The sequence below is a fragment of the Pseudomonas viridiflava genome (assembly GCF_900602065.1).
Taxonomy (GTDB): domain Bacteria; phylum Pseudomonadota; class Gammaproteobacteria; order Pseudomonadales; family Pseudomonadaceae; genus Aquipseudomonas.
This window is the reverse complement of the sequence record NZ_UWFN01000098.1, coordinates 44,976-57,823: the sequence shown is the minus strand read 5'-3', so window position 1 is coordinate 57,823 and position 12,848 is coordinate 44,976. Positions and strand designations below refer to the sequence as shown.

Genomic DNA, 12,848 nt, shown 5'->3' with positions numbered 1-12,848 from the left:
CATGAAACTGCTGAAGACATTGATTGCGGGCGCTGTATTGAGCGGCCTTTCTTCTATTGCGCTGGCCGCAGGTAATCCGCTGAGCGTACACGTGCTTAACCTGCAGGACGGCTTGCCCTCTTCGGATGTAAACGTGACGCTGGAAAAACAGGAAGGTCAGGGCTGGAGCACATTGAACAAGGGCGTCACCAACGAGCAGGGCCGGATTACCGGGCTGTACCCCGAAGGCAAGGCGCTGGAGAAAGGCACGTATCGCGTTACGTTCAAGACGGGTGAATGGTTCCAGAAACACCAGACGGCAAGCTTCTTCCCGGAAGTACCGGTGATCTTCAATGTGGACGGCACCTTGCCGCATTACCACATCCCGCTGCTGATCAGCCCTTATGGGTTCTCGACGTATCGCGGGAGTTAATAAGCGCATTACGGCGTCGGTATGTCTGACACGGCTACAAGGATTGCCGATATCCGTGGGGCATCGCATTCCCTCGTAGGAGCTGCCGAAGGCTACGAAAGCGTTATGTCTGACACACCGCTGTTCGCAGCCTTCGGCAGCTCCTACAGGGATCGACGATATCTGTTGGAGCGAGGCTTGGTCTGGGCGGCATTCTGACGATTCAGGCATATCACGTAATCGTTCAGCACGGGCAAGCGCGCTCTTACAGTGTTGCTCACGGATTAAATACAAAGTTATGGCGTCAACAAAACGTCAAATTATCGTATTCGTTACACATATCAGTTTTCCAGCCGCCGAACGGGCGACGGTTTCCCGACACACGGTCACAACTTTTACGCTTCTCCGGGTCATATCAGAGTGCTGGCCGATTGGTTCTTGGCAGCCCTGTGAATTCAGTCCGCTACCGGAGATAAGTCCATGATTTATAACGTCCAAAATTTTGGCGCCAAAGGAGATGGTGTCACGGATGATACCGCTGCCATACAAAAGGCCATCGACGCAGCCGCCGCAGCGGGTGGCGGGCAGGTTTACATTCCACCGGGCACGTTCATCGTCAGCGGTGGTGAGGAGCCTTCCGACGGTTGCCTCATGCTCAAAAGCAATGTGTACATGTATGGCGACGGGATGGGCGTTTCCAATATCAAGGTTGCGGACGGCTCGGACACGAAGATCACCGGCATCATCCGCTCGGCCTACGGCGAAGAAACCCACGATTTTGGCCTGAGCAATCTGACGCTTGATGGCAACCGGGACAATACCACCGGCAAAATCGACGGCTGGTTCAACGGTTACATTCCCGGCCAGGAGGGCTACGACTCCAACGTCACCCTGGACGGTGTCGAAATCAAGGACTGCTCGGGTTACGGCTTCGACCCGCACGAACAGACCGTCAATATGGTCATCAAGAACAGCGTGTCCCACGGCAACGGCCTGGACGGCTTTGTTGCCGACTTCCTCAGCAACAGCACATTCGAAAACAACGTCGCCTACGACAACGACCGCCATGGTTTCAACGTCGTCACCAGCACTCACGATTTCACCCTGACCAATAACGTTGCCTACAACAATGGCGGCGGCGGTATCGTCGTGCAGCGTGGCAGCGAGAACATCCCCTCCCCCAGCAACATCGTTATCACGGGTGGCGAGGTTTACGGCAATGGTGCCGAAGGCGTGCTCATCAAGTTGTCCAGCGATGTGACCCTCAGTGGCGTGGATATCCATGACAACGGCAGCGCCGGGGTGCGTATCTACGGCAGCAATAATGTCGAAGTGACCGACAACACCCTCACCAATAACGCGCTGAAAGGCGCGGTACCGGAAATCATCATTCAGTCCTACGACGATACGTTGGGCGTCTCCGGCAAATACTTCGACGGCAGCGACAATACGATTCAGGGCAACACCATCACCGGCAGCAACCTGTCGACCTATGGCGTGGCGGAGCGCAACGAAGACGGCACCGACCGTAACGCAATCATCGGCAACACCATTGGCCACACCAGCAAAGGTGACACGCTGGTATACGGCGACGGCAGTTACGTCAGCGCCACCGTGCCAGTGGTGACGGTTCAGGGCACTGAGGGCAATGACACCCTGATCGGTAGCAGCGCCAACGAAATCTTCTACGGCGCTGCGGGTAACGACACGATCAACGCAGGGGCCGGTAACGACATTCTGGTCGGCGGTGCAGGCATCGATAAACTCACCGGGGGTGCGGGTGCTGACACGTTTCGCTTCGCCAGCCAGTCCGACAGCTACCGCAATGCCACGACCAGCTTCGATGACACCATCACCGATTTCGATGTCACGCAGGACAAGATCGACATCGCCGACCTCGGTTTTACAGGGTTGGGCAATGGCCGCGGGGGCACCTTGCAGGTCAGCTACAACGCCAGCAACGACCGCACCTACATCAAGGACTACGATGCTGACGCCGCAGGCAATCGCTTCGAGCTGATTCTCAACGGCAACCTCACCAGCACGCTGACGGCCGATAACTTCATCTTCAACCGGACAGTCACCGGCACCAACGGCAACGACTCGTTGCAGGGCACCGATTCGGCAGACACCCTGCTCGGCCTCGCCGGTAACGACAGCCTGGTCGGCGGCGCGGGTGATGACAAACTCAACGGCGGCGCGGGCATGGACACGCTTAGCGGCGGTGCCGGAGCGGACACATTCGTGTTCTCGGACCGGATGGACAGCTACCGCAACTACAACACAGGCGGCGCCAACCTCGGCGATCTGATCACCGACTTCGATCGCACAGCCGACAAGATCGATGTATCGGCGCTGGGCTTTACTGGCCTGGGCGACGGCAAAAACAACACCCTTTATCTGGTGCTCAACGACGCCGGGACCAAGACCTACATCAAGTCGCTGGACGCGGATGCCAACGGTAACCGTTTCGAAATCGCGCTGGACGGCAACTACCTCGACAAGCTGACCAGCGCCAACTTCGTCTTTGCCACCACGCCAACGACCAACCATGCCCCCGTGGTTGCAACCCCGTTGCTGGATCAGAACGCGACTGAAAATACCGCCTTCAGCTATGTCGTACCTGCCACCAGTTTCACGGACCCGGACAACGACAGCCTGAGCTACACCGCGTCTCTTGCCGACGGCAGCGCCCTGCCCGACTGGCTGACCTTTGACGCCGCCAGCCGCACGCTCAGCGGCACACCGGACAGCACCGCGTCGGGCAATTATTCGGTGAAGATCACCGCGACTGACGGCAGCAACGCCACGGTCAGCGACAGTTTCACGCTGGCGGTGCAGGACGTCCCCGCCGCGCCGATCATCATCAACGGCACCCCCAACAACGACACGCTGACCGGGACGGCGGCCAACGAGCAATTGCTGGGTGGCGCGGGTAACGACACGCTCAATGGCGGCGCGGGCAACGATATTCTTATCGGCGGCGCAGGTTCAGACAAACTCACCGGGGGCGCCGGGGCGGACGTCTTCCAATTCACCTCGAAGATGGACAGTTACCGCACCAGCACCACCAGCGCCAGTGACCAGATCCTTGATTTTGATGTGGCCGCTGACAAGATCGACGTCTCCACACTGGGCTACACCGGCTTGGGCAATGGTCTGAACGGCACGCTGCAGATGGTCTACAACGCGTCGAACAATCGCACTTATCTCAAGGACAACACGGTCGACGCCAACGGCAACCGCTTTGAGATCTCACTGGCGGGGAATCTGGCCAACAGCCTGACGTCCAGCCATTTCGTGTTCGCCGACCAGAACATGCCAAGCAACGTTGCGCCTGTAGTGGTGATCCCGCTACTGGACCAGAACGCGAGTGAAAACACCGCGTTCTCATACACCGTGACCAGCAACAGCTTTGCCGATGCCAACAAGGATCAACTGAGCTACAGCGCAACGCTCGCGGATGGCACAGCCCTGCCTTCATGGTTGAGCTTCGACGCAGTCAACCTCACGTTCAGCGGCACGCCTACCAGCACTGCGGCGGGCAATTACGACGTATTGATCAAAGCGACTGATCCTGCGGGCGCGTCGGTGAGCGACAATTTTGCACTGGTCGTCGCAGATGCCCCTGCCAATACCATCGCGGGCACCGACAACGCTGAAACCCTGACGGGCACAGCTGGCGCGGACCTGATACTGGGCCTGGGCGGCAACGATACGATCAGGGCCAATGCCGGGGCGGATATCATTGACGGCGGCGCCGGGCGTGACTCGCTTTACGGCGGCACCGGCGCGGATACCTTCCGCTACAGCAACGTGCTCGATAGCTACCGCGACTACGACGCGGGAGGCGTCACGGCCACCGACACGATCTATGACTTCACCCAGGGTGTGGACAAGATCGATGTCTCGGCTTTGGGCTTCCTTGGGTTGGGCGACGGCAGCAACGGCACGCTGTACATGACCCTCAATGCGGCGGGCGACAAGACTTACGTCAAGTCCAGCGAACCCGACGCCGACGGCAATCGCTTCGAGATCGCCCTCAGCGGGAACTACCTCAATACCCTGACAGCTGACGACTTTGTCTTCGGTGAACGCGCTCAGCAGGACATCCTCTACTTGCCAACGCTCGGTCAATCCAACGCGCGATTGCTGCGCATGACCGAGGACGATGATCAGTCCGGCACGTCCATGCTGGTCAACGACCTGAGCAAGTACACCACCTATGACGTGCGCAGCCAGTTCAACGATGCGGATGGCAATGGCATCGACATCGCAGTCGGTGGCAGCACTGTGAACGGCATGTCGACGCTAGGCGCCGAAGAGCTGAAATTGTGCTGGTGGCTGACCGATACCAATGAGCCAGGCCCGGCGTTGTTGCGTGCCGTTGCGCTGCTGCAGAACCAGCTTACTGAGCTCAAGGCCGTCGATAACGTCAAGATGGGCATCATCTGGGGTCAGGGCGAAGAAGCTGCGCAAGAGATTGGCCGGGCGGCGGACAAACAGGCAGCGGCTGCCGACTACAAAGCGGCAACGCTGGCGGTGTTTGACTACCTGCACTCGCAGTTGGGGAGCTTCGATGTGTACATCATGGAGACTGGTCATTACGACCAGGACGCCGCCCGTGCGCGGGGTTACTCGGAGGACAAGATCGCGCAGATTGTTGAGGGTGTGGGCTATGTCCGCGCCTCTCAGGAAGCTATTGCGGCTGAGCGTACCGACGTCAAACTCGCCGTTGATTACACCGACTTGCCATTGCGCCACGAAGTCGACCCGCTGGTTTACCCCGATGATGTCTGGCACCTGCATGAAGAATCGGCCGAAATCGTCGGGCAGCGTCTGGCTGACTACATCGCCGATGACTTGGGTTTCAAGGGCAATCCCAATGACAACAACAGCGTGCAGGACATCTTCGACAACGCTCATAACGAAGGCGGGATGATCTTCGGTACCGATCAGGCCGACACGCTGGTTGGCACCTCGGGCAACGACACGCTGGACGGCGACCTGGGCGCTGACACCATGACTGGCGGCGATGGCAACGACATTTATGTAGTCGACAATGCCTTCGACAGCGTTGTGGAAACCAACATCTCGCCTGCGCAGATCGACACCGTGCAGGCATCGGTCAGCTGGACACTGGGTAACAACCTGGAAAATCTGGTGCTGACCGGGGTCTCGGCTATCGATGGCACAGGTAACGCCGTACGCAACTTCATCACCGGCAATGCCGCCAACAACATCATCGACGGCGCTGCGGGTGCAGACAGCATGAGCGGTGGCAATGGCAGTGACACTTATTACGTGGACGACACGAGCGACAACGTGATCGAAACCAACAGCGACAAGGTGTCGGGCGGTACTGACAGCGTACACAGCAGCCTGGCGACCTACACGCTGACGGCGAACGTTGAAAACCTGTACATCGATAGCAATGCAGCGGCCAATGGTATCGGCAATGCGCTGGACAACACGCTATTCGCGGGTGCGGGGGACAACGTGCTGGACGGGCGTGCCGGTAACGATACGGTGTCATTCGAGCGAGCATTGGCGGGCATCACCGCGACGCTGTCGACCTCGGCGCAACAGAACACCGTCGGCTCGGGATTCGATACTCTCAAGGGTATCGAAAACCTGACAGGCAGTGCCTATGCCGACACCCTCTCCGGCAACAGCAGCGCCAACGTGCTGAATGGCGGCGCGGGTAATGACACGCTGGTGGGCGGTTCAGGTAATGACCGGTTGATTGGCGGGGAAGGCACGGACATGTTGACGGGCGGAACAGGCGCTGACACTTACGTCTTCGGTTCGTTTTCCGAGATGGGCACAGGGGGCTTGCGGGACGTCATCAGCGGCTTTAAAACCACCGAAGGCGATCAACTGGACTTCACCGGGCTGGATGCCAACCCACTGACCACCGGGATGGACGCCTTCAGTTTCATTGGCAACAACGCCTTCGACAGTACTGACGCCACCGGCCAGCTTCGTTTCGCCGACGGCATCCTTTACGGCAGCCTCAATGCGGACGCCACTGCGGAGTTCGAAATCCAGTTGGTCGGAGTCAAGGAGTTGCACGCCAGCGACTTTACGGTCGGATAGCTGTCCTTAAATGCATTTCCTGGAGGAGTGACCGTGTTCGCGATCTGGCGCGAAGCGACAGCAATGGCCGCGACTCGTTACATTTGCTGAATCGGGTCGCCAGATTTACGACTGATGCGCCCCCGTTCGCGAACACGTTCACTCTTACCAGGTCTGCGTTTCAATCCATTATTGAAGTGATGTTTGATGAGGGGGAGCTTGCTCGCGATAGCGTCGGGTCGGTCGTTACTTGTCGAAAGAAAAATCGCATCGCGAGCAAGCTCACGCCTACAGGTCCAATGTTCGCTACGACGCGTCAATGCCCCCGGAAATCTGCAAGTGATTGAGAGCATCAGAGGTAGAGCGCGTAAATAGAGAGGTCGCGGGTATACAGGTCCCGGGCGCGTATCGCCCGAGACCTGCCATTCACCGCTTTTACTTACAGAAAGGTAAACACCGACTCGGCAGACAGACGCGACTTCGGCAACTTGGCGTTGAAGTCAGTCTCGCTGCGATAGCCCAGGCTGACGATCACCAGGCTGCTGAACCCCTTGTCACGCAGACCGAGCTCTTCATCGAGCTTCTTGAAGTCGAAACCTTCCATGGGCGTGGCGTCCAGACCCAGCGAAGCCGCGCCCAGCAGCAATGTACCCAACGCCAGATAGGTTTGTTTTTCCATCCAGTGCTGCACGTCCTTGAGGTCGTAGCGATGCATGTCCACATAGCCACGACGCAATTTGTCCTGCCCAGCCCTGGCTTCCGGGTTCTGAAAACGGCCATCCAGTTCTTCTTGATCGATCACCGCCTGCAAGTGAGCTTCGGCCATTTCAGTACGCGTGCAGAGCACCACAACGTGGGAAGCATTCAGGATCTTGGCCTGGTTGTAGGCAAAACCATCCTGTGCGCCTTTGGCGATCCGCGCCTTGCCTTGTTCGTCAGCAGCTACAACGAAGTGCCAGGGCTGCGAATTGACCGATGACGGGCTGTGGCGCAATTGGTCGAGCAATGTATCGATACTCGCCTGAGGAATTTTACGGGTCGCGTCGTAAGCTTTGGTGGTGTAGCGGCTCTTGGCGAGGCTGGCGAGTTCCATGGTGTTCTCCGGTTAAAGATGCTTAGCGGGTTGGTGCTGGCGCTGCGTTGATTTTTACGCGCAAGAGGCTGTAAGGCTTCTGGCGCAGATCTTTACCGTCGTGGAAACCGGCCTGGCGATGCAACTGGTTGGCGGTGAAATACAGGTAGCCATCCGGGCCTATGGACAAGGTATCCGGCCACAACACTCGAGCATCGTGAACGATGGTTTGCCAAGTGCCATCCGCAAGGCGTTTGCGAATACCGTTGTGCTCGTAATCACTGGCATATACCGCTCCGTTCGCGTCGGCTTCGAGGCCGTCGGAAGCACCTTTTTCGCCTAGATCCTGAACAGCGGCGTCCAGTGCTTTCTCGCTGACGCTTGCATCACGCAAGAGCCTGGTCGGTACGGAATACAGATGACGGCTCGACAGCGGGCTGAAATATAACGTCTGACCATCTGGCGACAGTGCGATGCCATCGGAGGCAACCCCCAGCGCTTTCTTCTTGCCATCAGCGCCCGTGGTCATAACCGTCTGCCCTTCGACGACCGGGATGAACGACGGATCAACCGATGTCGACTTAGCACCGCTCAAACGGCGTGTCGCCTTGCCGCTCGCGATGTCCATGACAATGATCGCGCCGGGCCCACTGACGGAGGAGTCAGTGACATAGACCGTGCCTTCTTTACCAGTACGAAAATCGAAGCGCATGTCGTTGACGTAAGTGCTTGGCAGGATGACGTTGGCCGGGAAGACCAGCGTTTTCACAACCTTGTTACTCGCCAGATCGACCGCTACCAGCTTCGCGCCTCCAGGCTTGGGTGCAGCGAACCCGGGGGCAGCAGTGTCCAGCAACCACACGCGACGCTGCCCGTCAGCCACTACGCTCTGCACACTGATCAGCCCCTTGGCCGGGTCCTTGGGATCTTCCTGGTTGATCTGTGCATTGGGCCAAGCCTGTACTTTGCCGTCCCGAATTTCAGCGACCGTAAAAGGCACGTCATCGCCCCAACGCGGGAAGTTGACGAAAATACGTCCGGTTTCGCTCACGGTCACGCCCGTGGGCATAGCGTCGTGGAAAGCGAAGACTTGCTGCAATTGGCCAATGGCCGCGTCGGCCGGCGCGTTTGCTGGAAAATCGGCAGCCTCTGCCGCCAACGCTGTTTGAGCATTAAAGGCCACACCAAGTGCCAAAGCGGAAACAGCAAAAAAGGACTTTTTGAACATGGACATTCTCCGGACTGCCTGTCGGACACAGGCAGCCACTGACGGATTGATGAAAATCAAAAGCCTTCGAGGACGATCTTGCCTTTCGCCTTGCCGCTTTCCACGACCGCGTGGGCACGGCGGAGGTTGGCCGCGTTGATCGTGCCGAAATGCTCGCCAAGCGTGGTTTTGAGCACGCCTTGATCAATCAGGTCTGCAACGCGATTCAACAGCTCATGCTGCTTGATCATGTCAGGGGTTTCGAACAACGAACGGGTGAACATCAGCTCCCAGTGCAGCGACAACGCCTTACGCTTCATCGGTACAACGTCGAGGGTTTTCGGGTCGTCGATCAGAGCCAGCTTGCCTTGTGGACGCAGCGCTTCGATCAACTGCGCGAAGTGGCTGTCGGTGTGGGTCAGGCTGGCGACATGAGTGACCTGACCAACGCCAATCTGCTCCAGCTGCGCCACCAACGGCTTGCTGTGATCGATAACGTGATGCGCGCCGAGCTGCTTGATCCACGCTTGAGTTTCTGGGCGCGAGGCAGTGCCGATAACGGTCATTCTGGTCAGTTGGCGGGCCAGTTGAACGAGGATCGAACCCACGCCGCCCGCAGCACCGATGATCAACAGGCTCTCGCCTTCACCACCACCCTCTTCAACGCCAAGGCGATCGAAGAGCAATTCCCAAGCGGTGATTGAAGTCAGCGGCAACGCGGCCGCGTGGGCGTTATCGATGGATTTCGGTTTATGGCCGACGATGCGCTCATCCACCAGATGGAATTCGCTGTAGCTGCCGGGGCGCACGATTGAACCGGCATAGAACACTTCATCACCGGGTTGAAACAGCGTCACGTCACGGCCCACTTCCCGCACCGTACCGACGGCGTCCCAACCGACAACTTTAGGTTCAGTGGCAGCCGAACCCGCACGGATCTTGGTGTCTACCGGGTTGACCGATACGGCACGCACTTCAACCAGCAGGTCACGAGGACCGGGCGCAGGTTTAGGCAGGTCCATGTCGAGCAACGCATTAGGGTCTTCAATAGGCAGACCGTGTTGGGTGAAGGCGATGGCTTTCATGGGAATTCCTTTGAACGTGGTTTTTCAAAACGTGGGGCCATACTCACCTTCTCTACCGCAAAGAAAAACCCCTAAAATGCGCCAACACTTTCACAGCTGGAGTGAAGATGATTCGTATTGATGATCTGGCTTTGTTTGTGCGGACAGCCGCTTTAGGCAGCTTTTCCAATGCCGCGCGTGAGGTCGATCTGTTGCCAGGCCAAGTGGCGGCGGCGATCAAGCGCCTGGAGCGCGAACTGGACGTGCGCCTGTTCGCTCGCTCCACACGAAGCCTGCGCCTGACGATTGAGGGCGAGCAGTACTTGCCCAATGCCCAATCCGTGCTCGACACCTTGAAAGACGGCCGTGAGAAGCTGCGCCGCGAATCTGCCGAGCTACAGGGCGTGCTACAGGTCGCCGCGCCCTCGGATCTGGGCCGTAACGTGTTGCTGGGGTGGCTGTCCGAATTCCGTCGCGAACATCCGACGTTGTCGATGCGTCTGTTTCTATCTGATCAGGTTGCCGACATGTTCCGCGATCCGGTAGACGTTGCGATTCGCTACGGCCTGCTGGAAGACGCCAATTACATCGCCCTGCCGCTGGCAGCGTGGAATCGGCGGGTGCTGGTTGCGTCGCCCGATTACTTGCAGCGCCATGGCAGGCCCCAGACGCCCGACGATCTGCTGCGTCACGACTGCTTGCTCTACACTCTCGGAGGGCGGATCTACGATAAATGGCGAGTCGGTGCGCGAGTAATCTCGGTGTCGGGTCCGCTGTTTTGTGATGATGCCGATGTCGCGCGGCGCTGGGCCGTTTCTGGCGAAGGCATTACCTACAAATCGTGGCTGGACGTCAGTCAGGACATCAAGGCTGGCAGCCTGGAAATCCTCCTGCCGGATTATCCCGGTGAGCCTGTCCCGCTGAATCTGGTCTGCCCACACCGCAAACAGTTTTCACCTGCTATTCAGCAATTGCATTCGTTGTTGAAAGGCAAGTTCGCGGAGCTGGAGAAGGAACTGCCTGGATTGATTTGAGGTAATAGAAATCAAAGCCGGATGCAGGACCTGTAGGAGTGAGCTTGCTCGCGATTCAGTTTTTTGGCCGACGAATTTATCGTCTGAACTGACGCCATCGCGAGCAAGCTCACTCCTACAGGAACCTCATTTCAAATCAGATTGTTATGTGTTGGCTCCTACAGGGGGAATGCATTTCAACGCCACAATCCTTGCGTCCCACCCAACAGGCTGAGCCCCATCCATGCAAAGAACCACCGAACGACTGCTACTCAGACCACCCCGCCCATATGACCTGGCTGCAATGTTCGCTATCTATAGCGACCCAGCCACCAATGTGTTCAATCCCAACGGCCCGATGAAAGAGCTCGCGCAGGCGCAGATATTTCTGAATGCCTGGATGCGTCACTGGCAGGAACAGGGATATGGCTGGTGGACGGTGGCAACTCGCGAAGCGCCGGATAAGGTCATCGGCTTCGGCGGTGTGGCGTTGATGAAGTACCTCGACGTTGAGCGGGTCAACCTCGGGTATCGCTTCGGTGTTCCGGCGTGGGGCAAAGGTTATGCGACGGAGTTGGCCAGCGCGGCGCTGGGGTATGCGTTTAACGAGCAGAAGCTACCGAAGGTATACGGGCTGGTTCGGCCCACGCATCAGGCCTCGATCAGAGTGCTGGAAAAGATCGGTATGCAACGTATTGATGTGCTGGACGATGTGCCCGGGCAAGCGCCCAGTCTGGTGTTTCTGGCTAACAGGATTTGACGTCGCGGCAAGCCTGAGGCTTGCCGACGACACTCAATGCATCAATGCATTTTGCTGTGATCATGCATCGCGCCATGATCCGGCGCATTCAACGCACGAGCAGTGGCTTCAACCGCGATCGACTGTTTAACACCCTTGCCATCCTCGACGATCAGCGTCAGCGGGACTTTATCGCCCTCTTTCACCTGCCCCACCAGATTGATCAGCATGACGTGATAGCTGCTTGGGTCCAGCACCACAGGCTTACCCGCAGGCAAAGCAACCGACGTCACTTCGTGCATGCTCATCACATCGTCTTTAATGCTCGATTGATGAATCTGCACGATTTTGGCCACCGGTGACTGAGCCTCAAGCAACTTGCTGTCGGTACTGGCCGTCAACGTCAGAAAGGCCCCCGTGGACGCCTGCCCCGGGACGGTTGCACGCACCCACGCATCTTCGACCACCGTTTGCGCCGAAACCTGAGCAGCCATGCCGATTAGCGAAAGCCCCAGCAGCGCGTGTTTGAGGAATTTTTTCGGGCGTTCAAGGTTCATCAGCAGACCTCCATGACAGTCAGCAGATCTTCTGTGCACTGTTGGGCAGAAAGGGAGTGAGACAGGCCAAGGCGCAGCACGCCACGGGTGTCGTAAACGTAACTGGTCGCGGTGTGGGACATGGTGTAGGTGTCGCCCGTCGGGATTTTCTCGTAGAAAACACCAAACTCTTTGGCCGTTGCGGCGGTTTCTTCAAGAGTGCCGTACAACGCCACAAAGGTCGGATCGAAGGCTTTGACGTAGGCATCAAGCATTGCCGGTTTGTCGCGTTCCGGATCCACCGTAATGAAAATAACCTGGAGCGTATCGCCATCCGGGCCCATCAGTTTCTTGATCTGAGCTGCTCGCGCCAGCGCAGTGGGGCACACTGCCGGGCATTGAGTGAAGCCGAAAAACACCATCGGCATCGTGCCGCGAAAGCTCGACAGGGTTTTCACATTGCCCTGCGGGTCCTTCAGTTTGAAGGTCCGGCCAAGGATCTTGTCGCTCAGGTCCTTACCGTACTTGAACGACAGTTTGTTGGAATCACCGCAACCTGCGAGCGCGCCCAGACTCAGCACGCCCATGCCGCCGATGAGCTGGCGACGGGTCAGTAATGTGTTCATGTCTTACCTCTTGAAAAACAACGGAGTCAGATCGCTGTTCCCGTTATTCAAAATTCTCTGTGCCGCTAAAGCCGCGTAGGTTACCTGTGACATTTCCTACAGTCGCTGTAGTAATGTCAGAA

The 12,848-nt window shown here is 57.9% G+C and carries 9 protein-coding genes; 4 read left to right on the top strand and 5 right to left on the bottom strand.

Annotated elements, in window-relative coordinates:
* Window position 1: 1 nt before the first annotated feature.
* Both uraH and EE949_RS04870 read left to right on the top strand, forming a co-directional pair.
* Window positions 2–412: a hydroxyisourate hydrolase gene (gene uraH / locus EE949_RS04875; protein WP_122663245.1), complete on the top strand. Its 411-nt coding sequence runs from the start codon at window positions 2–4 to the stop codon at window positions 410–412.
* A 459-nt stretch (window positions 413–871) separates the two neighbouring features.
* Window positions 872–6,490 carry a putative Ig domain-containing protein gene (locus EE949_RS04870; RefSeq protein WP_122663244.1) on the top strand — a complete coding sequence of 1,873 codons (5,619 nt, stop codon included), beginning with the start codon at window positions 872–874 and terminating at the stop codon, window positions 6,488–6,490.
* 418 nt (window positions 6,491–6,908) lie between these two features.
* Here the strand turns inward: EE949_RS04870 and nfsB are convergent, their stop codons facing one another.
* Genes nfsB through EE949_RS04855 form a run of 3 tightly spaced genes read right to left on the bottom strand, consistent with a single transcriptional unit; the run spans window position 6,909 to window position 9,833 of the window.
* A complete protein-coding gene (gene nfsB / locus EE949_RS04865) occupies window positions 6,909–7,562 on the bottom strand; it encodes an oxygen-insensitive NAD(P)H nitroreductase (RefSeq protein ID WP_122663243.1) in 654 nt (217 codons plus the stop codon).
* A gap of 22 nt (window positions 7,563–7,584) precedes the next feature.
* On the bottom strand, window positions 7,585–8,769 hold the full coding sequence (locus EE949_RS04860; RefSeq protein WP_122663242.1) for an L-dopachrome tautomerase-related protein: 1,185 nt from the start codon (window positions 8,767–8,769) through the stop codon (window positions 7,585–7,587).
* Window positions 8,770–8,825: 56 nt separating this feature from the next.
* Window positions 8,826–9,833 (bottom strand): zinc-binding alcohol dehydrogenase family protein, encoded by a 1,008-nt coding sequence (locus EE949_RS04855; protein ID WP_122663241.1) that lies wholly within the window; start codon window positions 9,831–9,833, stop codon window positions 8,826–8,828.
* A gap of 107 nt (window positions 9,834–9,940) precedes the next feature.
* Between EE949_RS04855 and EE949_RS04850 the strand changes: the two genes are divergently transcribed.
* Together EE949_RS04850 and EE949_RS04845 are read left to right on the top strand one after the other, a co-directional pair.
* Window positions 9,941–10,846, top strand: a complete 906-nt coding sequence (locus EE949_RS04850) for a LysR family transcriptional regulator (RefSeq protein ID WP_122663240.1) — start codon at window positions 9,941–9,943, stop codon at window positions 10,844–10,846.
* A gap of 223 nt (window positions 10,847–11,069) precedes the next feature.
* Complete coding sequence (locus EE949_RS04845) at window positions 11,070–11,585, top strand: GNAT family N-acetyltransferase (protein ID WP_122663239.1); 516 nt, start codon at window positions 11,070–11,072, stop codon at window positions 11,583–11,585.
* A gap of 41 nt (window positions 11,586–11,626) precedes the next feature.
* Here the strand turns inward: EE949_RS04845 and EE949_RS04840 are convergent, their stop codons facing one another.
* Both EE949_RS04840 and EE949_RS04835 read right to left on the bottom strand, forming a co-directional pair.
* Window positions 11,627–12,121, bottom strand: coding sequence for a copper chaperone PCu(A)C (locus EE949_RS04840; protein ID WP_122663238.1), 495 nt, complete (start codon window positions 12,119–12,121; stop codon window positions 11,627–11,629).
* Window positions 12,121–12,726: an SCO family protein gene (locus EE949_RS04835; protein ID WP_122663237.1), complete on the bottom strand. Its 606-nt coding sequence runs from the start codon at window positions 12,724–12,726 to the stop codon at window positions 12,121–12,123. The genes EE949_RS04840 and EE949_RS04835 overlap by 1 nt, the downstream gene beginning before the upstream one ends.
* Between the last annotated feature and the right edge of the window lie 122 nt (window positions 12,727–12,848).